The sequence below is a fragment of the Cohnella abietis genome, from assembly GCF_004295585.1.
In the GTDB taxonomy this organism is placed as follows: Bacteria; Bacillota; Bacilli; order Paenibacillales; family Paenibacillaceae; genus Cohnella; species Cohnella abietis.
The window spans coordinates 6448401-6470824 of the sequence record NZ_AP019400.1 but is presented as its reverse complement, the minus strand read 5'-3'; the positions used below and the strand labels follow the sequence as shown (position 1 = coordinate 6470824).

Sequence of the window (22424 nt, the reverse complement as noted above, 5' to 3'; positions counted from 1 at the left end):
ATGTAGGATGAAGAAGGACGATATCCATGTAATTTTCGGATTTGATATGGAGACTGACGTAGGAAGCTTTACACCCTATTATGATGGGGTTAAGAACGCGACTCCTCCGCTAATTGAGCTATTCGATAAGAAGGGGATTAAAGGAACCTTCTATTATACAGGGGACGCTGCACGGAGAAATCCGGACAGTGTTGAGATCGTCAAGAAAAGCGGTAATGAAGTAGGCTGCCATTCTCTGTTCCACGAGACGGTAGGAGATGAACTATTTCCGATTCCAGGCGTTGTACCACTTCTGCCAGAGGAAGTCCCTTTCCGTATTGAAAAGGCTACCGAATGGGTCGAGCAGGTGCTAGGGCATCAACCGGTATCCTTCCGTGCACCAAGGCTATGGGGTTCGACGGCATTGCTGAATTCGCTCGAAAAGCTCAACTATGTGTCCGATGCCTCCTATCCGATGTATTTCTATCGAGAAAGATTTATTCCTTACAATCCTAGCAAGGCCGATTGGACGAAGGAAGGAGACATGAAGATCGTCGAAATTCCTAACTTCGCAGATATGGTCATGAAGAGTAATGACCCGGGCCTGGAACGGGATCGGGATCAATGGCCGCTGTTTCGCACTAAGGGAACAGATGAGCTGATGAAGCATATCGATAGCTTTGTTCGTTTCCTCCGGGAGAGAAACTTGCCGGTTGTGCTCTGCTTTTATTTTCACCCGTGGGAATTCATTCCGATTCAAGAAAGCTATCACTACGGCGAGGCGAGGGTAACGCCAGATAGATTCCTTACACTGGGCTGTGGGGATAAAGCAATGCGCGAGTTCTCGCTACTGATTGACCGGCTGAAGGATATGGGATCGACATTTCATCGTGCTGACGATTTCGCTGCTTATTGGAACAAGGCAGGGAAGGCGGGGCTAGGATGAAACAGGCGACGGCGCAACCTATCATTGAATTGAGGGATGTTTCTAAATCGTTTCCCGGAGTGAGGGCGCTGGACCATGTTTCATTTAGTTTGAAGCCGGGGGAGTGCCGGGCGCTTGTTGGGGAAAATGGTGCCGGTAAATCGACGCTTGCCAAAATCATTATCGGACATTACACACCTTCCGAGGGCGCCCTTTACGTCAATGGGACGAATGTCAGCGAGAGAAGCGGCTATAACGTAAGAAGTTCCCAAGGAATGGGGATTGCAGTTGTTCATCAAGAACTGCAGCTTATTCCGGAGCTAAGTGGATTGGAAAATCTCTTTATTGGAAGCTATGAGAAAAAGTTCGGGTTCATAGATAAGAAGGCAATGAACCGGAGAGCGGATGAGATTCAAGCATTTCTTGGCACACAATTGGATTTGTCCGTACCCGTCAAGGAACTAAGGATGGCAGAGAAGCAAATCATTCAGCTTGCGAAGGCAGTTTCCATGCAAGCGAAGATGATCATTATGGATGAATTGACGGCCGTGTTGCAGGAGAAGGAAATCGAAAATATTTATCGTATCATTCGAGTGCTTAAAGAAAGAGGGATGGGGATTATCTATATCTCTCACCGTCTGGATGAGATTTTCGAGGTTTGCGATACGTATACGGTCCTCTGCGACGGCAGGCTAATCCATTCCGGTGAAGTGGCTGACGTGAATAAGGATCGTCTTATCGAAATGATCATCGGTAGGGAAATGACGCAAATATTCCCTCCACTTAACGAGAAGATCGGTAATCCTGTGCTGGAGCTAAAAGGCTTAACGTCTGAAAAGTCATTTCGGAATATCGACCTAACAGTGCATTCTGGAGAAGTGGTCGGGATTGCGGGGCTGGTCGGTGCAGGTAAGACGGAGCTGCTCAACGCGATCTTCGGTAACTACAAGACGGTCGCTGGAGAAATTCATTGGAAGGGCCAGAAGGTCAAATTCAAGCAGCCATCCGCCGCAATCCGTAAAGGGATCGGTTTAGTCCCTGATGAACGTAAGCAGCTCGGGCTCGTCATGAATTTCAACGTCGTTCATAACATAACTCTTCCTTCTCTGAAAAACTTCAAAAAAGGCACTATGCAGCATAAGAAGGAGAGGGAAGACGCCAATCGTGTCGCGCAGCTGATGCGTGTAAAGGCTACCCCCCAGCAATCGGTTGTTAAGCTAAGTGGAGGTAATCAGCAGAAAATTGTCATCTCCAAGTGGGTGCTTGCGGATTCAGAGCTATTTCTGTTCGACGAGCCTACCCGCGGTATCGATGTTGGTGCTAAGGCTGAAATATACAAGCTCATCAACGACTTAACGGCGAAAGGGAAATGCGTCATTATCGTTTCCCCGGAGCTGGAGGAATTACTTGGGCTGTGTCATAAAATCTATGTCATGTTCGAGGGCGAATTTCATGCCTGCGTGTCGGGCGAACAGAAAACGCAAAGCAATATTATTAGCAAGCTGCTGGGGGTGTGACCATGGAAGCAACGGATAGACGTTACAAAAGCATCGTACCGGGAGGGTCGTTCTCCTTGCTTTTCAAGGAATGGGCCATTCTATTCATCTTTGTTGGATTGTTCGCTGTATGCTCCATCTTCGTAGACGGGTTTTTCGATACGAACAATATTGTAAATATCGTTAGGCAAATCTCATTTCTAGCCATTATTGCTTTAGGACAATTTTTCGTCATTCTGATCGGTGGAATCGACATGTCGGCTTCCTCCTCCATAGGATTTACTAGCGTATTGCTGGCAGGTCTTGTCCATTGGGAAAATGTGCCGATTGTACTTGCCATTATCATCGTTCTGTTCGCGTCCGTCGCGGTTGGTTTTGTGAATGGATTAATGGCGGTGTACGGGAAAATTCCTGCTTTTATCGCAACATTGGTTACGATGATCGTGCTGAAGGGAGTTAATTACCTGTATAGCAATAGTATTCCGATTTCAGGCTTACCTTCTGGCTTCAAAAACTTAGGAGCAGGCTATGTCGGGCCGATACCCGTTCCGATCCTGATCCTAGCATTTATCGCTATCCTTTGCTACATCTTCACGATGCATACGGAAACAGGCAGAAGTATTTATGCTGTAGGTGGCAATGAGGAAGCAAGCCGATTGTCAGGAATTAATACGAACAAAATCAAGATGATCGCGTTTATTATCGGTAGCTTCTTAACGGCAATTGGTGCCATTATGATCACTTCAAGGACGATGGCTGGTCAACCGACACTCGGGGAAAATATGCTGTTCGACGTTATTACAGTAGTCGTGCTCGGCGGAACCTCGTTATCAGGTGGCCGTGGTAAAGTCATCGGGGTTGTTATCGCAGCTTTGATTCTCGGGATTATCGACAATGCGATGGTACTTCTGGGCATTGGCTCATACTGGCAATGGATCATTAAAGGACTCATTCTAGCCGTTGTTGTTCTCATTGATGCAAAAACTAAAAAAGACTAAGGGAGACTACCTATTATGACAGCAAGAATATACATTCCGGATAACGAGTACAAGGAAAGAATCCAAAGAGCGGCTAAGCTTGTTGAGCAAAAAGGACTAGACGTTATGATTGTCAATTCCAATGAGGCAGATTATGCGAATGTTCGTTACTTCAGCGGCTTCTGGCCTTTGTTCGAAAGAGCAGGCGTAGCGATCACTGCGTCTGGAGATGCAGCTCTGCTGGTTGGTCCTGAAAGTACGATTTATGCTAGTGATTTCGGCAAAATCGATAAAATTTTCACTCTGATGGAATACCGTGAGTCTGCCAACCCAGCATATCCGGAGCTGAAGCCTGATTCATACAAGGATGTGTTTAAAGCGCTTGGAGTTACTGGCTCTAAGCTCAAGATAGGTGTCGCAAGTATGCTGGACACCAGCGTCGTCATGATGGAGGGGCTGAAGAGCAATTTCCCGGATGCCGAAATTTCTAGCGCAGACGAGATTATGGTGTCCCTACGGAGAATTAAGTCGGAGAATGAGCTTGCTTGTATGCGCGAAGGCTTCCGGATTACAGAGCTTGCAACCCAAGAGGTCATTAGAACGATTCGTCCAGGCGTAACAGAAACTCAAATGGTAGGCGTTGCTCAACGCGTGATCTACGAGAACGGTGCTGAGTATGAAGGTCTTCCTATGTATATTTTCAGTGAGAAATCCACTCGGCATGCCATCTCTCGTTCTTCACATCGCATTATCAACAAGGGGGATATCGTACAGCTTAACTTGTCCGCTAAGGTTGACGGTTATTCGCCGAGTATCGGGATGCCGATCAGTTTAGGGAAGCTGTCTCCTGAGCGTCGTGCCGTTATCGAGTTTGGATTAAAGGCTCATGAATGGACGCAAGCTAACTTAAAGGCAGGGATATTGGCGAGTGATGTAGCGAAGGGTTTCTATCAATTCTACAAAGATAATGGCTACGAGAAGAACTATCTATATGGTCCTTGTCACGGAACGGGCATGATTGAAGTTGAAGCTCCTTGGATGGAAACCTCATCGAACTACTTGCTGGAGCCGAACATGACATTCCAGATTGACACCTTTGTTACGACGGACACCTTCGGTATTCGTTGGGAAAAGGGCGCAGTTATTCGTCCTGAAGGCTGCGAGCTACTATGTAATCCAATCGGTACGATCCATGAGTTGGAATTTTAACTTCATTATATGTAGGTGAATGACGCTTCTGTTTATGTAGTAAAAAATAACGTTTCGGTCAGTTGAGGGATTCACATTCCTTTAGCGGGCCGGGGCGTTTTTTGCTGGAATGGTTTATCCGGTAAATTTGAATGTGATAAGAGTCTTCGGCACTCTTCATCTAATCTTAATTAAACCTTAATGCAACATTCATGAAGGAGCTCGATACCCATGATAAGATATATTTATATTTAGATTAAGTATAAATAAGTCGTGGGAGGAATCGATATGAACACAGATATCATCACAATTAGCGCGGTACTTAACCAACAGATTGCCAACTGGAATGTGCTCCATATGAAGCTGCACAATTTTCATTGGTACGTGAAGGGGCCTCAATTTTTTACACTACATGTGAAGTTCGAAGAACTGTATACTGAGGCAGCTACACATATCGATGTTTTGGCAGAGAGATTGCTCGCAGTGGGAGGTAAGCCAGTTGCGACACACGCTGACGCATTGCGACTGTCATCCGTTAATGAAGCAAATGGAGTAGAATCGGCCGAACAAATGACGATTGCTATTGCGGATGATTTCGCTCAACTTATAAGTGAGCTACGTCAAGGCATCAAAATTGCAAACTCTTGTGATGATGAGGACACAGCAGATCTTCTTCTCGGCATCAAGACCGGTCTTGAGAAACATGTTTGGATGCTTCGTGCCTTTAGTGGACAGTGAACTTAGAGGCTTCCCCCATTTTGAATAGGGGGAAGCCTCTAATTGATTCATCCGACTAACTCCCCGCACCAGAGTGGGTTTGAGCGGTAGATAAGCGGTCCCACCGACTAACTCCCCGCACCAGAGTGGGTTTGAGCGGTAGATAAGCGGTCCCACCGACTAACTCCCCGCACCAGAGTGGGTTTGAGCGGTAGATAAGCGGTCCCACCGACTAACTCCCCGCACCAAGGTGGAATTTAGCAGCAGAAAAGCGGTCTCGCCGACTAACTCCCCGCACCAAGGTGGAATTGAGCAGCAGAAAAGCGGTCTCGCCGACTAATTCCCCGCACCAGAGTGAAGTTAAGCAGCAGAAAAGCGGTCTCGCCGACTAATTCCTGCACCAAGGTGGAATTGAGCATGAGATAAGCGGTCCCGCCGACTAACTCTCCGCACCAGAGTGAAGTTAAGCAGCAGATAAGCGGGTCTCGCCGATTAACTCTCCGCACTAGAGTGGATTTCCCCTAATATGACTTGACAATGGCTCACAAATATATTATCTTAATATTAAGATAAATGAATTTAAGATATTCAACGAGGCGGTGAGCAGCTTGGCAGATAACAATCAAGATTTTTCATTGGATCTCTTCATCTCTCTGAATCGAGCGAGTCAATGGATTAATGCTCATGCTGATCGAGATATTAAACAATATGGATTAAACCGTACAGAGTTTGGTGTAATGGAACTGTTGTATCACAAAGGCCCACAGCCCTTGCAGCAGATTGGCGGAAAAGTGTTAATGAGCAGCGGGAACATTACTTATGTGGTGGATAAGCTGGAACAGAAAAACTACGTAAAACGTAAAGCTTCATTAGAGGATAGACGCCTTATCTATGCGGAGATTACGGACGCAGGCAAACAATTGATTGAAGAAGTGTTCCCCAAGCATACCGCAGTTATTCAACAGGCAGTGAACGGTTTGGACGAGGAAGAGAAGAAATTGGTTAGCCAATTACTCAAAAAGCTAGGAAAATATGCGGAGGAAGGTTATTAGCGGCGGGGAATGTGGAACAGTAGGCTAGGAAGTGTTTTGTTAGGCCATATATCTTAAGGTAAAGATTCTTAACTTAAGTGTAAATATGAATACTAGGACAGAATCGCAACAGATTAAAAATCAGCATCCGTCGGTACAACATCATACAATAGAGGAGACTAACTCAAATGAGACAACAAACCTTAGGAATTCATCACGTGACGGCTTTTGTGAGAAATGCGCAAGCGACAGTCGATTTTTACTCTGGAGTATTAGGGCTGCGACTTGTGAAAAAGACAATCAATTTCGATGCGCCAGAGGTGTATCACTTATATTTCGGTAACGAGGCAGGAAGTCCGGGGACGGCCATAACCTTTTTCCCATGGGCAACCTCTCGTCAAGGGCGTATTGGTGGCGGACAGGTGGGGGTTACTACCTATGTTGTTCCTGTGGGAGCTTTTGAATTCTGGAAGGAGCGGTTGGAGAAACTTCAAATTCCGGTGGCCGTAACAACTAGATTTGTGAGCATTATTTGCAGCTTTCTGATCCAGATGGTTTAAGATTGGAAATCGTGGAGCGCAAAGAAGGTGCTTTGAGCCAGTGGTCTCATGGTGGTGTGCCTGTACATCATGCAATTAAAGGCTTCGGGGGTGCTATGCTTTTCAGCACAAATCCTGAGAGTACTGCTTCTGTGCTTGAGCATGTGCTAGGTATGGAAAAAATAGCTGATGACGGGGAGTACACCCGATTCAAAGCGGCTGGAGATTTAGGAAACCTACTCGATGTAAATGTAAAGGCTATGGCCCAGGGAATTGGTGGGGCAGGAACCGTTCATCATATTGCCTGGCGGGCGAAAGATGATGCAGATCACCTGCTTTGGAGAAGCTTAGTCGAAGAGAGTGGCTTCCAACCCACACCTGTTATTGACCGACAATATTTTAATGCGATATATTTTCGGGAGGAAGGCGGCATCTTGTTCGAAATCGCGACTGATTCACCAGGGTTTGCGCGGGATGAGCCAGCTGAAACATTGGGTGAGAAGCTGATGCTCCCACAATGGCTAGAGGTACATCGCGAGCAGATTGAAAAGGGATTACCCCCGATTAAAGTGAGAGTATTGGAGGCTGACCTATAATGAAGCATATATTCAAGCAAGGAACGAACCCTAATGCACCTGTGCTCGTTCTCTTACATGGAACGGGAGGGACAGAGCATGATCTCCTCCCATTAGCGGATGTTATTTCGCCAGCTTCTTCGGTTCTAAGTATTAGAGGTAACGTATTGGAAAATGGTATGCCGCGGTATTTCCGCAGATTGGCTGAAGGGATATTCGATATCGAAGATCTTATTTACCGCACGAAGGAGCTGAACGATTTCTTGGATCAAGCGTCGGAGGAATATGGGTTTGATCGCCGGAATCTGGTGGCCGTAGGCTACTCTAATGGGGCTAACATAGCCGGAAGTATTCTTTTCCATTATGCTGACTCGTTGAAAGGGGCTATTTTGCACCATCCGATGGTTCCTCTAAGAGATATTGAGCTGCCCGTGTTGTCCGGGGTTCCGATCTTTATAGCCGCCGGGGAAAATGATCCGATATGTCTCCCTCAAGAGACTGAGGAATTGAATGCTTTACTTAAGGATGCAGGTGCTTCTGTCACCGTCCATTGGGAAAAGTTTGGTCATCGTCTCACCTCATCGGAAGTGAATGCTGCGGCAATATGGTATGAGCAGCATTTTGCGGAGCTGACATGATAACTATTGATCCGACTACCCAAAGCGAACAGGACAATTACAAGCTGTTAATCGGAAGCATCATACCTAGGCCCATTGCCCTCGTGACTACTTTGTCTTCATCTGGAGTGTTGAATGCAGCGCCCTTTAGCTATTTTAATATCGTTGCAGCTAACCCGCCTCTTATCTCCGTGTCTGTCCAAAGAAAGAACGGGGAGCAGAAGGATACTTCGAGGAATGCGATAGAGCTAGGGGCATTCGTCGTTCATATCTCAGATGAATCTTATATTAAACAGCTAAATGAAACGGCAGCCAACCTGCCCCCAGAGGAAAGTGAGGTTACTTTCGCAGGATTGACTCCGGTATCAAGTGAAAAAATTACCGTTCCAGGGATAGCAGAGGCAAAGATTCGCATGGAGTGCTTGCTGGAACGGGCAATTCCTCTTGGTGGATCAGAGACTACACCGGCATGTGATTTACTTATCGGTAGAATCGTTTATTTTCATATAGATGAGGCTCTGTACGAGAATGGACATGTTGATTCAGAGCTTCTAAAGCCGATTAGCCGACTTGCCGGTAATTCTTATTCGATGCTGGGTGAGACTTTCTCTATTGAGCGTCCTAGGTGAACTGCTATTAACCGTATACTGATGCGCTGATTTCTACAGGGCCGATTACAGTCAAAGATAGGTCTGGAGTAAATTTTTCAATGGATAGCGTGTAAGCGTGTGGACCTGGCGCTGCATTCCCATCGGTTTTTTGAATCGTGTTTAGATAGAATTTCTCAAATCCAGCTTCGGCACCGAGTAGTGAGTAATAAATTTCTGTTGTACCGCGGAACAGGCGGAAGAGATATTGTCCAGTACCTTCATCTCCACGAATACCAACCGTTGCTCTAATCTCCACGTATCTGGGGACGACATTCGGAACATTCACGATTACTGTTGCGATTCCCACGCCGGCGGGAGTCTGAGGAACATTAATTTGGACTCCATCTGTAATCGGGGTTACAACAGTTGCGTTATAAGCTAGTAAGGTTGTCATCTTTTCTTTCACCTCTTTCTCTCGAAGATTACTATATTGTATTTAAGATATTAGAAATGGATTGGACAACCTTAATTGTTTTTTGAATTATTCCATTTCGTTATGTGAATGCTAATCTGAAAATGTGGTCTTGACGCGAAACCATTTGGTTTCATATAATAGCAATGAGAAACCAAATGGTTTCGCAATAATGAGGAGGCCATTACATGTCCAATAGCAATCCAAATACATTGCCTGATATTCGTCAAACCTTAGTATTGAATGCTTCTATCCAGAAGGTATGGGCTGCCGTCGCTACTTCAGCGGGAATTGCAGCGTGGTTTATGCCTAATAATTTTGAGCCTATTGAAGGCTATGAATTTCATCTAGAGGCAGGGCCATTCGGTCAATCTCCATGTAAAGTTACGGTAATTGATCCGCCTAATCGCCTTTCCTTTAAGTGGGGCAAGGATTGGACATTAACGTTCGAATTAAGCGAGCAGGGCGACCAAACAGAGTTTACATTAATTCATAGCGGATGGAATGTCGACCAAGTGACGGAGTTTGGACAACCACATGAAGCGGTACGCGAACAGATGAGCGGCGGTTGGGCAGGGCTTGTACTATCACTGAGAAAATATGTAGAGGGTTAAGATGTCGTTAGAGGCACCTTCCCCTAAGCATGATGTGTTCCAAGCCATCGCAGATCCGACCCGTAGAGGGCTGCTGCATTTGCTTGCCGATAAGGAGATGCCGGTAACCGTCATTAGCGGACATTTTCCGATGACTCGAACAGCCGTTTCCAAGCATTTGCGCATATTGGCGGATGCTGGACTCGTGAAAGAAAGGAAGGTCGGGAGAGAGACTCGTTACCGGCTGGATACGGATCCCCTGCTTGAACTCAAGCGCTGGCTTGCCTTCTATGAAAGGTATTGGGAAAATAAGCTGGATGTGCTCAAGAGATATGTGGAATCTGATGAGTCCGAAGAGGGTAAAACTCCTACAGCATTGAGATTAACCGATATGAACGGGCAGTCCTCTAAGTAGACTGGTTCACTTAGAGGGAAGTGAACAAAAGGCGTTGGTACAGAGAGGTTATATCCTCTGGTACCAACGCCTTTTTGCATACATGATTACTTGTTCAGAAGCTTTACGGTCGAAGCGAGGAACACCTGCATGCCTATCCGTAAGGAATTCTCGTCAATCGTAAACTTCGGATGATGATGAGGATACACGATTCCTTGCTCTTGATTACCGGCTCCAATGTTAAAGTAAGTACCTGGCGCACGGTTCAGATAAGCCGAGAAATCGTCAGCGGACATGCTTGGTTTAATCGTATAAAGTGCTTCCGCTCCGAACAGCTCAACGACTGTATCCGCCACAAGCTGCGAGATTTCCTTGTCGTTAATGAGTGGGCGATAGCCATAGATATACTTAAATTCATACTCGGCGCCATGAGCTTGAGTAATTCCTGCTATAATCTGCTCCATGCGCTGCGGAACTTCTTCCCGAAGCGTAGGCTCCATACAGCGAACCGTTCCCGTCAGCTGAACGGAGCCCGGAATGACATTGTGAGCGTGGCCCCCGATGAACTGAGTTACGGACACAACAAGAGGTTCCATCGGATTAACGGCTCTAGAGACAATGTGCTGAAGGTTTGTGACAACCTGAGCGCCAATAGCGATAGAATCGACCGTCGCATGTGGCTCCGCAGCATGGCCACCCTTCCCTTTTATCGTAATATGGAATGTGTCAGGGGAAGCGAGCATTGGTCCGGAGACAACTCCAATTTTACCAACCTCTACCGGCGATTGAAGATGTGCCCCAATGACCCAATCGACTCCGTCCATGACACCTGCCGCAATCATTTCGTCGGCGCCGCCGGGAGGTAGCTCCTCCGCATGCTGGAAAAGAAATCTAACCTCGCCCTCAAGCTCGTCCCGATGCTGGGACAGAATTTTGGCGACTCCCAGAACTGTGGCTGTATGGCCGTCATGACCACACGCGTGCATAACGCCATCATTTTGCGAGGTAAAGGCTAATCCCGTATCTTCTTGAATAGGTAGCGCATCAATATCAGCCCTAATGGCTAGCGTCCGTCCAGGAAGCTTACCTACTAGTCGTGCCATTACACTCGACGTTGTAGGTCTAGTGACAGTGAGATGATCGAACGATTTCAAGATACCCTCAATATAAGCAGCCGTTTCGTTCTCAGCGAAGCTTAATTCGGGATGCTGGTGCAGGTACCGTCTCCAACCCACAACCTCAGGATAGAGTGACTCGACTTGTGCCAGTAAATTTTCGAGCTTCATGAAATCCCCTCCTCACGATAAGCTGACTTAATCCGCTCGATTTGTGCCATATGAATATCTACATGCCCGGCAACAAATACTTCGATGATATGTCTTAAGGTGTAGGAGTGGGATTCTTCCCACCCCAGCTTGTCCCAAGCATTGTCGTCAATACGACTTAGCAGAAGGGCGTTATACCGAGTAATCGCCTCATAGATCAGAAGAAGCTCTTCCATAGGAGTACTATTGGTTTGCTGATGAAACACCCACTGATCGTGTGCATAAGGCATCAATTCAGGACGTGATTCCGATAGCAGCTGGCGAATGCGATACGAATTAACTAGATTTGAATCGACGAGGTGTGTCACGACCTCAGTAACGCTCCACTTGCCAGGAGCGGGTTTCCATTGGAGCTGCTCATCAGTTAAAGTATCTACAGCTTCTCGAATTTTAATGAATGTGTTTTGGTATAGCTGGATAGAAGCTGCGGAGCTGTTTGTATTATTCATCGGCTGCGTCATCCCTTTTACCTTGCACGATATGCTGTGAGATTTCGCTCAATCTGACCAAGATGCTCTTGAACATGGTTACATATGAATCTATCAATAATATGTGCGATGGAAATAGGCTCATCCAATTTCATACCCACGCTCAACCATTGCTCTTCATTGAGCTTGCGCAGTAATAGTGCATTATAGCGGGTAATCGCATCGTAAACGGCTAGAATTTCATCTAGCTCTGTTTCATTAAAGCGTTGCTGGCTCGTCCACTCATTGTGGGCGAACGTAGCCAGCGGAGACACAGGCTCGGAGATGATTTTACGAATACGGTAAGAATTAACGATATTGGAATCGACAAGGTGACCGACGATTTCGTTGATGCTCCACTTAGCGGGACCCGGCTTCCACAGAAGCTGGTCCTCAGACAGTCCTTGCACGCTGTTGCGGATTTTAGTTGCCGTTTGCAAGTAATTTTCGATAGAATCCGTTCTTGTCGTGCTCATTGATTGTCCTCCTGTTCGGTAAGAGCCTCATAAGATGCTCGTGGCTTAGCTGTTTATGCTTATTTCTTTGAATTCTCGAAATAAGAGTTGTCATAAACCTTGCTTACATCCAATTTTTCTTTAATAGTGCCGGATTCCAATAGGATATCAGCTGTAGTTTGAATGGCTTCAGCTACTTCAGGAGTAATTGGCTCGTTAATGTAATGGGTGTTCTGAAGTAGAGTTTTTACTAAAGCTTTGTCCATCTTCTTCTCAGTAGCAAGAATATCTGCAGCTTCATCAATGTTTTGGCTTACCCAATCAACAGCCTTCTGGTACACCTTCAAGTAGATAGCAGTAAGATCAGGGTGATCCTTAAGGAATTTGTCGCGACCAATCATGACGGCTGGAGCGATGAAGTTCATTGTTTTTACGCTTTCTACGATACGTGCACGATTAGCAGCTGTTTCTGTAGTAACAAACGGGTCCCAGATGCCCCAAGCATCAACTTGTCCGGCTTGGAATGCAGGGTTTGCTTCATCCGGTTGTAGCTGTACGATTTTTACATCGGATTCTTTAAGACCGTTCTTCTGCAATGCCTTGATGAGGAAAATGTGTGCAGACGAGCCTTTAGCAACGGCGATCTGTTTACCCTTCAAATCAGCGATGGATTTAATGGGGCTATCAGGTTTAACGATTACGCTATTTTGATTTCCTTCAACGCCTGTTACGGAAATTACGGTGAAAGGACTGTTAGCTGCCTTGCCTGTTACAACTGTGCCATCACCGATGAACGAGAAATCTACTCGATCGGATACAAGACCTTCAAGAAGGGGAACACTGCTTTGGAATTCGTTCCATTGCACGGTCGCGTTTGCATTAGCGAATTCTTCTTCGAACCAGCCCTTGTTCTTAGCGATAGTCAGAAGATTTAAGCCACCGTTAATTGCGATATTTACAGTCACTTTTTCGGACGAACCGTCCTTCTTACCGCATGCTGCTAAGCTTAGTAATCCAATAACCAAGGCTAGCACTAGCAAGCCTGTTTTCTTCCATTTACGATGTGTTCCTGTTTTCATTTCCCATTCTCCTTCGTCTGTAAAAATCTTTTTGTTAATTGCATTGTATTATTTCCGAGTAATCTAGTAAAATAACTATGGATTATAGTTGTATAACCAGTGGTTATGTAAAGGGGTGTTTTGTATGAATATTGAGCAATTCGAATACATAGCTGCGATCGCGAAAACAGGATCGATATCCATTGCAGCTGAACAGCTTCATGTCAGCCAAGCGGGGGTTAGCAAATCCTTGTCCAAGCTTGAGGACGAGCTAGGTATCAAAATATTTAAAAGATCGCGTCTAGGAACAGAGCCTACAGATAGAGGTAAGGTCATCATCGAGAAGGTAAATGAGATACTGGCGCGGATTGAAGAGATCAAAGAGGAATCGCAAATCCAGAGCGCGCTCATTGAAGGAGAGGTTCGTTTCTCGGCGGGCCCGAATATCGTGACCATTCTATCCAAGTCAATCATCTCTTTCAAGAAGGATCATCCGAATGTTCGATTAGCGATTACTGCCAAAAACTCGGAAGCCATTGTTCAGGACCTAAAGGAAAATCGTACCGACCTTGGGCTTATTTACTTCGACAATCACAAGCAAGAGGATGTCAAAGACTTAACGATGACCAAGCTGCTCGATTCGAGAATAGTCGTGTATGTGGGCAAGCGCTCTCCGCTAGCCTCGAAAATTAGTGTTACCCCTCAAGAGCTACTCGCTCAAACCTTCGTTAACGCGGACAACAATTACTCGAACTGGTACATTCGTGATTTCATGGATAAATATGGTCCAGTTAATATCATTTTTACCTCCAATAACGTAGATATTCTGAAAAGAACGATCGCAGAGGGCGTAGCCATCGGCATATTTATCGAGTTTAGCATGAAAAATGATCCTTTAGTCGCCAATGGAGATATTGTAGCCATTCCACTTGTGAATCATGAGCCTCATACGATTTCGCTTGGTTGGGCGAGACTTACGAATAAGCATTTTTCCATCGCTCAGAAGGAATTTCTTAAGTATTTAATTCGAGAGTATAACAATTTTAAATAAGTTAATGGGTGGACAATCACTAGTTAAATTCCCAGCAGACTCGTATTGACAATTATTTTATCTGTCTGATAAGATTCTCCGTAAATTCAAGAGGGCTTGTGGAAAGAAAGCAAGGGGGATTCGAAATGACAGCAGCAGCTTTGGAAATTCGCCAATTAAACAAAACATTTCGTTCTGCGGATACGGTTACACATGTGCTTGATCAGATCCATCTTACACTGGTCAAAGAAGAGTTTGTTTCGATAATCGGACCGAGTGGCTGTGGCAAGAGCACGTTGCTGAAGATTGCCGCAGGACTGGACGTTGATTACGAAGGTACTGTTGAATTGGACGGCGTTAAGATTACTGGACCGAGCAAGGACAAGGGCTTTATTTTTCAGGAGCATCGATTGTTCCCATGGTTAACGGTAGAGAAAAATATAGCAGCGGACCAATCCTTGAAGGATAAAGGTGTCAGACAAAAGGTTGACGAGATGATTGATCTGGTTCGGCTTACCGGCTTCGAGAAGGCTTACCCTAAGCAGCTTTCAGGTGGGATGTCACAGCGGGTTGCTATTGCTCGTGCATTGCTCAGAAATCCTCAAGTACTTCTGCTCGATGAGCCCTTCGGTGCGTTGGACGCGTTCACTCGTAATCATATGCAAGAATCACTGCTAGACATTTGGCGGGAAAATAAGACCTCGATGCTGCTAGTTACACATGATATCGATGAAGCGATATTCCTGTCTAATCGTGTAGTTGTCATGGATGCGCGTCCCGGCAAAATCAAGGCTATTATTCCCGTAGAGTTACCCTATCCTAGAAATCGGGTGAGCCCACCCTTTCAGGAGCTTCGCGCGAAGGTGCTAAGTGCACTAAACCATGTCGAGGATAACAACGTCAGCTGGCACATCTAACGACTTAGGAAAGAAAGGTTGTTTATTCACATGTCTAGAAAAGAAAGAGTCATCCGGCTTGCGCTTGGCAGCTCCATCCCTATCTTGGTGTTAGTCATATGGCAGCTTGCGGTTGCGTTCGACCTTCTAAATCCGATGCTATTTCCTAGCCCTACTTCAATATTCCATGATTTCTTCGACATGATTCGTTCCGGTGAATTATTCCACCATCTAGGCATTAGTGTGATGCGTGCAATGCTTGGCTTTGCCATCGGCGGCGTGTCCGGCTTAGTTATTGGAATAGCAGTCGGTTTATTCAAACGCACCGAGCATGTATTGGATCCGACGATTCAGATGCTCAGAACAGTGCCTTTACTTGCTGTTACTCCGCTATTCATTTTGTGGTTCGGATTTGGGGAGCTATCGAAGGTATTGTTGATCTCAATGGGGGCCTTCTTCCCTCTGTACGTCAATTCGTTTCTTGGAGTCCGCAATGTGGATTCAAAGCTATTCGATGTAGCCCGTGTGCTGGAATTCAGCCGGTTTCATCAAATTACGAAGGTTGTCCTTCCTGCAGCAATGCCGAATATTTTACTAGGAGTGAGACTGTCCCTTAGCGTGTCTTGGCTCTGTCTCGTCGTCGCCGAATTGATGGGTGCGGATCAAGGAATCGGTTATTTGATTCAGGATGCTCGTGCATACTTGCGTACGGGTGTTGTGTTTGTAGGGATATTTATTTTCGCTATCGTAGGCAAGCTAACAGACTCTTTTGTACGGATTCTTGAGGCACGGTTATTAAAATGGCAGGACAGCTACAGGGGATGATGTCGTCTCCTCTCAAGAAAGCTTATTATGCTGCCATTTTGTATGCGGGAATCATTGGGTTCTCTTTTCTATTCGTTAAGCTTGCTTTAGCCGTTAGTCATCCAATCGACATGCTTGCACATCGGTTCACGCTCTCGTTCGGTCTTGCGGCTCTTCTTGTATTTTTAAGCAACAATCGGCCTCAATTTAAGCTCAAAGATCTCATCAAGCTGCTGCCTCTAGCCATCTTCTATCCATCAATGTTCTTTGCCTTTCAGACTTATGGCTTGTTCTATATCTCCTCCTCTGAGGCGGGTATTATCCAAGCGACAATTCCGATCCTAACTATGGTTTTGGCGGCGTATTTCCTGAAGGAGCACTCCACGCTTTTGCAAATTTCTTGTATCGTTCTATCTGTTTCTGGAGTCGTCTATATTTTTGTTATGAAGGGTGCTCAGATGGAAATAGGGGATTTCAAAGGCTCTTTATTTATCCTCCTTTCGGCTGTCTCATCAGCAGCGTATAACGTAATGGCTAGAACGCTTAGTCGTAAATATCGGGCTATGGATATTACCGTTATGATGATGGGTATTGGCTTCCTCGTTTTTAATGGGATGTCCGTTATCCGTCATGTATCTGAAGGGACATTGAGTCATTACTTTGACCCGCTAGCTGATCCTATTTTCATCGTATCCATTATTTATTTAGGTGTGATGTCCTCCCTCGTAACCTCTTTTCTAACCAACTACGCCCTGTCTCACATGGAAGCGTCACAGATGGGCGTATTCGTCAATTTCTCCACCTTGGTTACGATTGCTGCCGGCGTGATTTTCCTAGATGAAAAGCTATCCTACTTCTATTTCGTGGGAGCCTTCCTCATCATCGGCGGCGTTGTTGGTACCCAAGCTCTTTCTTATCGAAAAAGTCGTTTTTCACAGGGTATATAATTATATTATTAAATAACTATGTTATTATATTTAGCGTATATTTTGAGTGATAATGGAAATTAAGTGTAGTTGTAGGATGATGGCATAACGGTTTTGTTTGCAACGGGAAACTCCATTGTGTTATTCTCGTTGTATTGCATTTAAGGAGGTGAAGGTAGGATGAATCGAGAGTTTGTGAACAACCAAGTTAGCCGACTGCCCCTTGCGACAGCTGGCATCGTTCATGGCGTGCGTGAAGACGGGAGAAGTCTGTCTATTGGCCACCATACGATTTCACAGCTCACGAAAAGGCTCCTACCTTAACCACAACGGATCAATCCGAATGGCGTAGGGAATTTTCCCTACGCCATTTTTTTGTAGCTATCATGGTAAGGGGGCCTTCAATATAGGAGGAACCTTCATGTTAACGATTAATTGTCAAAGCATTAAAAAATATAACGGCGCTCAGCTAGTACTAGAAAATGTAACCTTCGAGCTTCACCAAGGGGAGAAGGTGGGACTGGTTGGTCGCAACGGAAGCGGTAAATCTACCCTGCTGAGGATGATCTCTAAGCTGGATGTACCGGATGAAGGCTTGCTTACCATACGTAAGGATGCTCGAATCGGATATTTGGAGCAAATTCCTGCGGAAACAGCGGAACAAACCGTATATGACATAATGGCTCTGGGCTACCAGGAGTTAATTACTTGCCGAACAGCAATGGCGGAGCTTGAGAAGCTCATGTCCGAGCCGGAGGCGGGGAATGATCCAGATTTGCTGAGCACTCTGCTTAAGCGATATTCTGAGCTGCAAGAAACCTTCGAGCGTGAGGATGGCTACGAGCTAGATGCACGAATTGATCAGGTTGCAAATGGCTTACACATTGAAAAGGAAAGTTACTCAAGATTGTATTCCTCGCTCTCGGGAGGAGAGAAGACAAAGGTGGGGCTAGCTTCCCAACTCATACGGAAGCCTGATTTGCTGTTGCTTGATGAACCAACCAATCATCTGGATTTAAGTGCAGTCGAGTGGCTGGAGGAGTACTTGATTAAATATGAGGGAGCTGTACTGGTTGTATCTCATGACCGATATTTTCTAGATCAGGTCGTGACCAAGATCGTTGAGCTAGAGGATGGGGAATCCTCGATTTACACTACGAATTACACCCACTATGTGACGGAGAAAGAAAAGAGGCTGCTTCAAGAATTTGCGGATTATCAGGAGCAGCAAAAGCAGCTGAAGAAGATGAGAGAAACGATTAAGCAGCTGATGGAGTGGGGGAAGCTTGGCGGCAACGGTAAGTTTTTTCGCAGAGCGGCCTCCATGCAGAAGGCATTGGATCGGATAGAGAAGCTGAAGCGACCAGCGGTTGATCGGAAGGAAGCCGAGTACGACATGAAGCCCTCGGATCGATCAGGTAAGCGTGTAATTGAGTTTGCAGGAGTCAGCAAGAGGTTCGGTGCTTCTGTCATATTGGATCAGGCGGCGGGCGCGCTGGAATATGGCGAGAAAGTGATGCTTGTTGGAAATAATGGTTCAGGTAAAAGTACGCTCCTTAAGCTCATTCTTGGAGAGCTACAAGCGGACGAAGGACAATTACTGCTAGGCTCCCGCGTCAGCGTTGGTTATTTGGCACAGCAGCAATACCCTGATGACCCGAAGAAGAGTGTTCTGAACTATTTTCGTGAACAGGCAGGGATGGAAGAGGGGGAAGCGCGCTCCCGATTGGCCAGTTATCTATTCTATGGAGCCGACGTATTCAAGTCCGTGAGCTTACTCTCTGGAGGGGAATGGACGAGGCTGAGATTAGCCTTACTGGTGCTACAGAGGCCAAATCTTCTCATTCTAGATGAGCCGACCAACCACATGGATATTGCTTCGAGAGAGGCGCTGGAAGAAGCGCTGACTGAATTCCCAGGCACGATATTGGCAGTTACTCATGATCGGTACCTCATCAATAAGCTGTCCCAGAAAATCTGGGAGCTTGAAGGTGGGCAGATCCATGTTTACTTGGGGGATTTTGACTCCTATAAGGAAAAGAGTCGTCAGAAGATTAGCGTTAAGGGCAGGCTCGCTGTCAAAGAGACATTTCAAATGGAAAATCCCGCACAGAAGCAGAAGAAGCCTTCATCTCCCAAGAATTTACCGCAGAGGGACTCAGGTCAATTGGAGCAAGAGATTGCTGAATTAGAGCAGAAGCTTAGTAATCTGGATGATGCTATGAACGAGCTGACTGTCCGTCAGGATTTAAGTGAGCTGGAGCAGGCATGGGCGGAACGAGAAGCTATTCAGCAGAGCCTGAAGCTCTTGTATGAGTGTTGGATGGAAGAGTCTGAAGGTTAGTGTGCAGGGCCATAACACCGCATAATTCACAGGCATCCGGGTACGATAGCATCGTAGGAGCCATTCGAATGGAAGCGGGGGAAGTTATTATGGCGAGAAGAAGGAAGCTACTTGTACCAGGAGCGGAGCAGGGTGTGAGTAATTTGAAGGCTGAGGTTATGCGTCGTGAAGGTTATTCCGTAGATCCGGAACGGCCGGACGATGTGAAGAATGAAGTAGCCGAGGATTTAGGTGTGCCGTTAGCCCCCGGTGATAACGGGAAGCTGACGACTGAAGAGGTCGGTCAAGTAGGCGGGAAGATTGGCGGCTCAATGGTACGTGAGATGATTCGTTTAGCTCAGGAAAAGCTGTCTAAGCAAAATTAAAAGATGAGGTTACCGAAGAAGCAATAAAAATTTTAAAGGGGCTGTTCCAGCGGATCTGATAAGATCCAAGGAACAGCCCCTAATGCTACCAGCTAATCTTTTTGGCTATGGACTTTAGAGAATCCATACATCTTTTTAATTCAATTAGGTCTTCAGTCTCCAAGGATTCAAGCCTTAGCTTGATTTGACTAAGTAGAAGCTCGTGAATCTCCTTGCAAAACTGATCTCCTTTTGTCGTAATTGCTATTTGAATGACCCTGCGATCTTCACTGCTTGTTTGCCGCTCCACCCAATCATGCTGCACTAATTTGTTGATTAAGGGTGTCATGTTAGGTCTTGAAATACATAGTCTATTGCAAAGGTCAGTAACGGATGTTCTACGCAGTTCAAATAAGACGAACAGCACTTCCAAATTAGAACGTGTTAAATGATGGGGTATTTTATCTGTTGGAAAAGATGTGAACAATTTCTTCCTGAGGAGACGGACATCAGTTAAGAAATAGTGGGAAATGGTATCTATTAGATCAGCTTTCATTTTTCCACCCTCTAATTTTAGCTGCCTTGCACGGGTTTATTAATGTCATCAGTATAACATTGTGGCTTATGAATAGATATTGTCATATAATTGTTATGGTGATATAACTAATATGGATTAAAGAGATATTAACAGGGTTGTTTGTCCAAACCAGCATTAGCGAGCACGTTATTATTATGAGCACATATGGTGAATACGGAAAATGGAGGAAAGCTGAAAGGGATGAAATGAAATGGGTTTATTGATCAGGCTTGGTAACAGGCGGTTTTTACTTTTTACATTGCTCCTATTGTTTAAATGCTGTTTAGCGTGGTTTGTTGTTTTCGAAGACGGGCCATCCTTTATGACCATGCTGACGGAAATTCCATTCTTCTGGCTAGTATTCTGCTTAATAGAATGGTTTGCTACAAAGAGAAAGCTGCTCTACTACACGATAGCCAATTTATTTTTCACGATCCTTTATTTCACGGTGCTAATGTACTACAAATATTATGGAATTATTGTAACTTACCATGCACTCAGCCAAGCGGATAAAGTAACGAAGGTCGGTAATAGCACTTATTCGTTAATGGATCCTTACTATTTGCTCATATTTATAGATATATTCGTGTTGATCGCCATTCCGATTTGGCTTAGAGTGAAGACGAAAAAAATTCATATTAATCTGAAGCCAATCAGCAAGACGGCTCTGTCAGTGGTTTTTCTTGTTTCAATCGTTTTGTGTTATTTTAGCATATGGCCTAATCGGGCGAGCATGAATGAGAATAAGCAAGCTGAAGGTATGGGAATACTAAATTACGAGATCTATACCATATTCGCTGACAGTACTGAGGACACAGAGTTGATAGAGATGGAAGACATCACTCAGGACGAGATCGATAAGCTCAAGGGTGCTCAACATATAGAGGAAACAAAGTATTATGCTGCAGGCAAAGGCAAGAATGTTATCATCATTCAGATGGAATCATTTCAGAATTTTTTAGTTGGGCTTGAGGTTGACGGTAAAGAAGTGACACCGAATATGAACAAGCTTGCACGGGAAAATTTTCATTTTGACAGCTTCTACACTATGGTTGGACAAGGGACAACGTCGGATGCTGAATTCGTAGTAAACACGTCTCTCTATGTTCCGAAGCATGAGGCTGCTACTCAGAAAAATGTGAAAAAACAGCTTCCAAGCTTGCCAAAGCTCCTTAGTAAAGAAGGCTATACGACAGCTACATTCCACACGAATGATGTTGAATTCTGGAACCGGCGTGAGCTCTATTCCTCACTCGGTTGGGATCGTTACTATGACAAAAGCTTTTTCGGAGACGAGGATCATGTCGCTTTTGGTGCATCAGATGAAGTGCTCTATAAGAAGACTGCTGCGGAACTGAAGAAAATGAGTGAAAACGGCAAGCCTTTCTATGCACAGATTATTAGCATGAGCTCTCATCATCCTTATAATATTCCGGAATCCAAATATCAAATGAAGCTTCCTGATCGCTTAGAGGATACTTTAGTTGGTCGTTACATTAGATCTCAGAATTATTCGGATTACGCACTGGGTAAGTTTATCGATGAGCTGAAGCAAAGCGGGTTATGGGAAAATAGTATTGTCCTGTTATACGGTGATCACCAAGGACTGCCGGTCTATTCGCTGGATAATAAGGAGCGTAATCTGATGGAAGAAATACTCGGACATGAGTATGGATACCCTGATATGTTCAATATTCCGCTTATTCTGTCTGCTCCGGGTGTTACTTATCCAGCAGTTATAGAGGAAACCGGAGGACAGATTGATATCCTGCCAACGGTGGCGAATTTAACGGGCGTATCGATTGCTAATCAGATTCATTTTGGAGAGGATCTGCTTAACCCAGGTCCGAATGTGCTGCCTATGCGCCATTTCCTCCCGTCGGGCTCCATTGTTGCAGATGCGAGTGTGTTCGTGCCGGGCATCTCGTTCGAGGATGGAAAAAATTATCCTTTCGATCCTCTCAAAGAGGACGAAAGCAAAGCAACAGAGCAGCAGTATAACAATGCGCTTGATCTGCTTAGCTTGTCGGACAGCTATGTTGTGCAGCTTCCCGATAAGTAATATAGGGGGCGCGCGAGCCTCGCACAAGAAAAACCTCCAAAAC

At 45.4% G+C, this 22424-nt stretch carries 24 protein-coding genes and 1 pseudogene; 19 read left to right on the top strand and 6 right to left on the bottom strand.

Annotated features, from left to right (window positions below; all coding sequences use genetic code 11):
- Nucleotides 1–7: 7 nt before the first annotated feature.
- From KCTCHS21_RS28415 to KCTCHS21_RS28375, 9 genes and pseudogenes are all read left to right on the top strand, one after another.
- Nucleotides 8–925 carry a polysaccharide deacetylase family protein gene (locus tag KCTCHS21_RS28415; protein WP_130615741.1) on the top strand — a complete coding sequence of 306 codons (918 nt, stop codon included), beginning with the start codon at nucleotides 8–10 and terminating at the stop codon, nucleotides 923–925.
- Nucleotides 922–2421: a sugar ABC transporter ATP-binding protein gene (locus tag KCTCHS21_RS28410; protein WP_130615739.1), complete on the top strand. Its 1500-nt coding sequence runs from the start codon at nucleotides 922–924 to the stop codon at nucleotides 2419–2421. Before KCTCHS21_RS28415 ends, KCTCHS21_RS28410 begins: the two co-directional genes overlap by 4 nt.
- A gap of 2 nt (nucleotides 2422–2423) precedes the next feature.
- Entirely contained in the window at nucleotides 2424–3398 is a 975-nt protein-coding gene (locus KCTCHS21_RS28405) for an ABC transporter permease (RefSeq protein ID WP_130615737.1), read from the top strand.
- A 15-nt stretch (nucleotides 3399–3413) separates the two neighbouring features.
- Nucleotides 3414–4586 (top strand): M24 family metallopeptidase, encoded by a 1173-nt coding sequence (locus tag KCTCHS21_RS28400; protein ID WP_130615735.1) that lies wholly within the window; start codon nucleotides 3414–3416, stop codon nucleotides 4584–4586.
- Nucleotides 4587–4853: 267 nt separating this feature from the next.
- Complete coding sequence (locus tag KCTCHS21_RS28395) at nucleotides 4854–5303, top strand: Dps family protein (protein ID WP_130615733.1); 450 nt, start codon at nucleotides 4854–4856, stop codon at nucleotides 5301–5303.
- A 587-nt stretch (nucleotides 5304–5890) separates the two neighbouring features.
- Entirely contained in the window at nucleotides 5891–6334 is a 444-nt protein-coding gene (locus tag KCTCHS21_RS28390; protein WP_130615731.1) for a MarR family winged helix-turn-helix transcriptional regulator, read from the top strand.
- Between the two features lie 167 nt (nucleotides 6335–6501).
- Nucleotides 6502–7448, top strand: a pseudogene (locus KCTCHS21_RS28385) (ring-cleaving dioxygenase).
- Entirely contained in the window at nucleotides 7448–8065 is a 618-nt protein-coding gene (locus KCTCHS21_RS28380; RefSeq protein WP_130615729.1) for an alpha/beta hydrolase, read from the top strand. The pseudogene KCTCHS21_RS28385 and the gene KCTCHS21_RS28380 overlap by 1 nt, the downstream one beginning before the upstream one ends.
- Nucleotides 8062–8673 (top strand): flavin reductase family protein, encoded by a 612-nt coding sequence (locus KCTCHS21_RS28375; protein WP_130615727.1) that lies wholly within the window; start codon nucleotides 8062–8064, stop codon nucleotides 8671–8673. Before KCTCHS21_RS28380 ends, KCTCHS21_RS28375 begins: the two co-directional genes overlap by 4 nt.
- 7 nt (nucleotides 8674–8680) lie before the next feature.
- On the opposite strand, the gene KCTCHS21_RS28370 is transcribed toward KCTCHS21_RS28375, so the two are convergent.
- On the bottom strand, nucleotides 8681–9088 hold the full coding sequence (locus tag KCTCHS21_RS28370; protein WP_130615725.1) for an exosporium protein C: 408 nt from the start codon (nucleotides 9086–9088) through the stop codon (nucleotides 8681–8683).
- A gap of 206 nt (nucleotides 9089–9294) precedes the next feature.
- Between KCTCHS21_RS28370 and KCTCHS21_RS28365 the strand changes: the two genes are divergently transcribed.
- A complete protein-coding gene (locus KCTCHS21_RS28365) occupies nucleotides 9295–9720 on the top strand; it encodes an SRPBCC family protein (protein ID WP_130615723.1) in 426 nt (141 codons plus the stop codon).
- A 1-nt stretch (nucleotide 9721) separates the two neighbouring features.
- Nucleotides 9722–10114 carry an ArsR/SmtB family transcription factor gene (locus KCTCHS21_RS28360; protein ID WP_130615721.1) on the top strand — a complete coding sequence of 131 codons (393 nt, stop codon included), beginning with the start codon at nucleotides 9722–9724 and terminating at the stop codon, nucleotides 10112–10114.
- An 86-nt stretch (nucleotides 10115–10200) separates the two neighbouring features.
- Here KCTCHS21_RS28360 and KCTCHS21_RS28355 read toward each other — a convergent pair whose 3' ends face one another.
- From KCTCHS21_RS28355 to KCTCHS21_RS28340, 4 genes are read right to left on the bottom strand one after another with little or no spacing between them, the layout of a single operon-like run.
- Complete coding sequence (locus KCTCHS21_RS28355; protein WP_130615719.1) at nucleotides 10201–11379, bottom strand: amidohydrolase; 1179 nt, start codon at nucleotides 11377–11379, stop codon at nucleotides 10201–10203.
- Nucleotides 11376–11867, bottom strand: coding sequence for a DinB family protein (locus tag KCTCHS21_RS28350; RefSeq protein WP_157994144.1), 492 nt, complete (start codon nucleotides 11865–11867; stop codon nucleotides 11376–11378). The genes KCTCHS21_RS28355 and KCTCHS21_RS28350 overlap by 4 nt, the downstream gene beginning before the upstream one ends.
- A 17-nt stretch (nucleotides 11868–11884) precedes the next feature.
- Entirely contained in the window at nucleotides 11885–12361 is a 477-nt protein-coding gene (locus tag KCTCHS21_RS28345; RefSeq protein WP_130615715.1) for a DinB family protein, read from the bottom strand.
- 59 nt (nucleotides 12362–12420) lie between these two features.
- Nucleotides 12421–13419 (bottom strand): aliphatic sulfonate ABC transporter substrate-binding protein, encoded by a 999-nt coding sequence (locus tag KCTCHS21_RS28340; protein ID WP_130615713.1) that lies wholly within the window; start codon nucleotides 13417–13419, stop codon nucleotides 12421–12423.
- 124 nt (nucleotides 13420–13543) lie between these two features.
- Here KCTCHS21_RS28340 and KCTCHS21_RS28335 point away from each other — a divergent pair, with 124 nt between their 5' ends.
- From KCTCHS21_RS28335 to KCTCHS21_RS28310, 7 genes are all read left to right on the top strand, one after another.
- Nucleotides 13544–14449, top strand: coding sequence for a LysR family transcriptional regulator (locus KCTCHS21_RS28335; RefSeq protein WP_130615711.1), 906 nt, complete (start codon nucleotides 13544–13546; stop codon nucleotides 14447–14449).
- A gap of 125 nt (nucleotides 14450–14574) precedes the next feature.
- A complete protein-coding gene (locus KCTCHS21_RS28330; protein ID WP_130615709.1) occupies nucleotides 14575–15345 on the top strand; it encodes an ABC transporter ATP-binding protein in 771 nt (256 codons plus the stop codon).
- Nucleotides 15346–15375: 30 nt separating this feature from the next.
- The gene (locus tag KCTCHS21_RS28325) at nucleotides 15376–16149 is read left to right on the top strand and encodes an ABC transporter permease (protein ID WP_130615707.1); all 774 of its coding nucleotides are present in this window, start codon (nucleotides 15376–15378) and stop codon (nucleotides 16147–16149) included.
- The gene (locus tag KCTCHS21_RS28320) at nucleotides 16125–17075 is read left to right on the top strand and encodes a DMT family transporter (protein ID WP_232057995.1); all 951 of its coding nucleotides are present in this window, start codon (nucleotides 16125–16127) and stop codon (nucleotides 17073–17075) included. The genes KCTCHS21_RS28325 and KCTCHS21_RS28320 overlap by 25 nt, the downstream gene beginning before the upstream one ends.
- Nucleotides 17076–17234: 159 nt before the next feature.
- Nucleotides 17235–17378 carry a hypothetical protein gene (locus KCTCHS21_RS31425; RefSeq protein WP_170211446.1) on the top strand — a complete coding sequence of 48 codons (144 nt, stop codon included), beginning with the start codon at nucleotides 17235–17237 and terminating at the stop codon, nucleotides 17376–17378.
- 97 nt (nucleotides 17379–17475) lie between these two features.
- Nucleotides 17476–19398, top strand: a complete 1923-nt coding sequence (gene abc-f / locus KCTCHS21_RS28315; RefSeq protein WP_130615705.1) for a ribosomal protection-like ABC-F family protein — start codon at nucleotides 17476–17478, stop codon at nucleotides 19396–19398.
- Between the two features lie 89 nt (nucleotides 19399–19487).
- Entirely contained in the window at nucleotides 19488–19763 is a 276-nt protein-coding gene (locus tag KCTCHS21_RS28310; RefSeq protein ID WP_130616745.1) for an alpha/beta-type small acid-soluble spore protein, read from the top strand.
- A gap of 85 nt (nucleotides 19764–19848) precedes the next feature.
- On the opposite strand, the gene KCTCHS21_RS28305 is transcribed toward KCTCHS21_RS28310, so the two are convergent.
- Nucleotides 19849–20298 carry a MarR family transcriptional regulator gene (locus KCTCHS21_RS28305; RefSeq protein WP_130615703.1) on the bottom strand — a complete coding sequence of 150 codons (450 nt, stop codon included), beginning with the start codon at nucleotides 20296–20298 and terminating at the stop codon, nucleotides 19849–19851.
- A gap of 232 nt (nucleotides 20299–20530) precedes the next feature.
- On the opposite strand from KCTCHS21_RS28305, the gene KCTCHS21_RS28300 reads away from it, so the two are divergent.
- The gene (locus tag KCTCHS21_RS28300; protein WP_130615701.1) at nucleotides 20531–22381 is read left to right on the top strand and encodes an LTA synthase family protein; all 1851 of its coding nucleotides are present in this window, start codon (nucleotides 20531–20533) and stop codon (nucleotides 22379–22381) included.
- The last annotated feature ends 43 nt before the right edge of the window (nucleotides 22382–22424 follow it).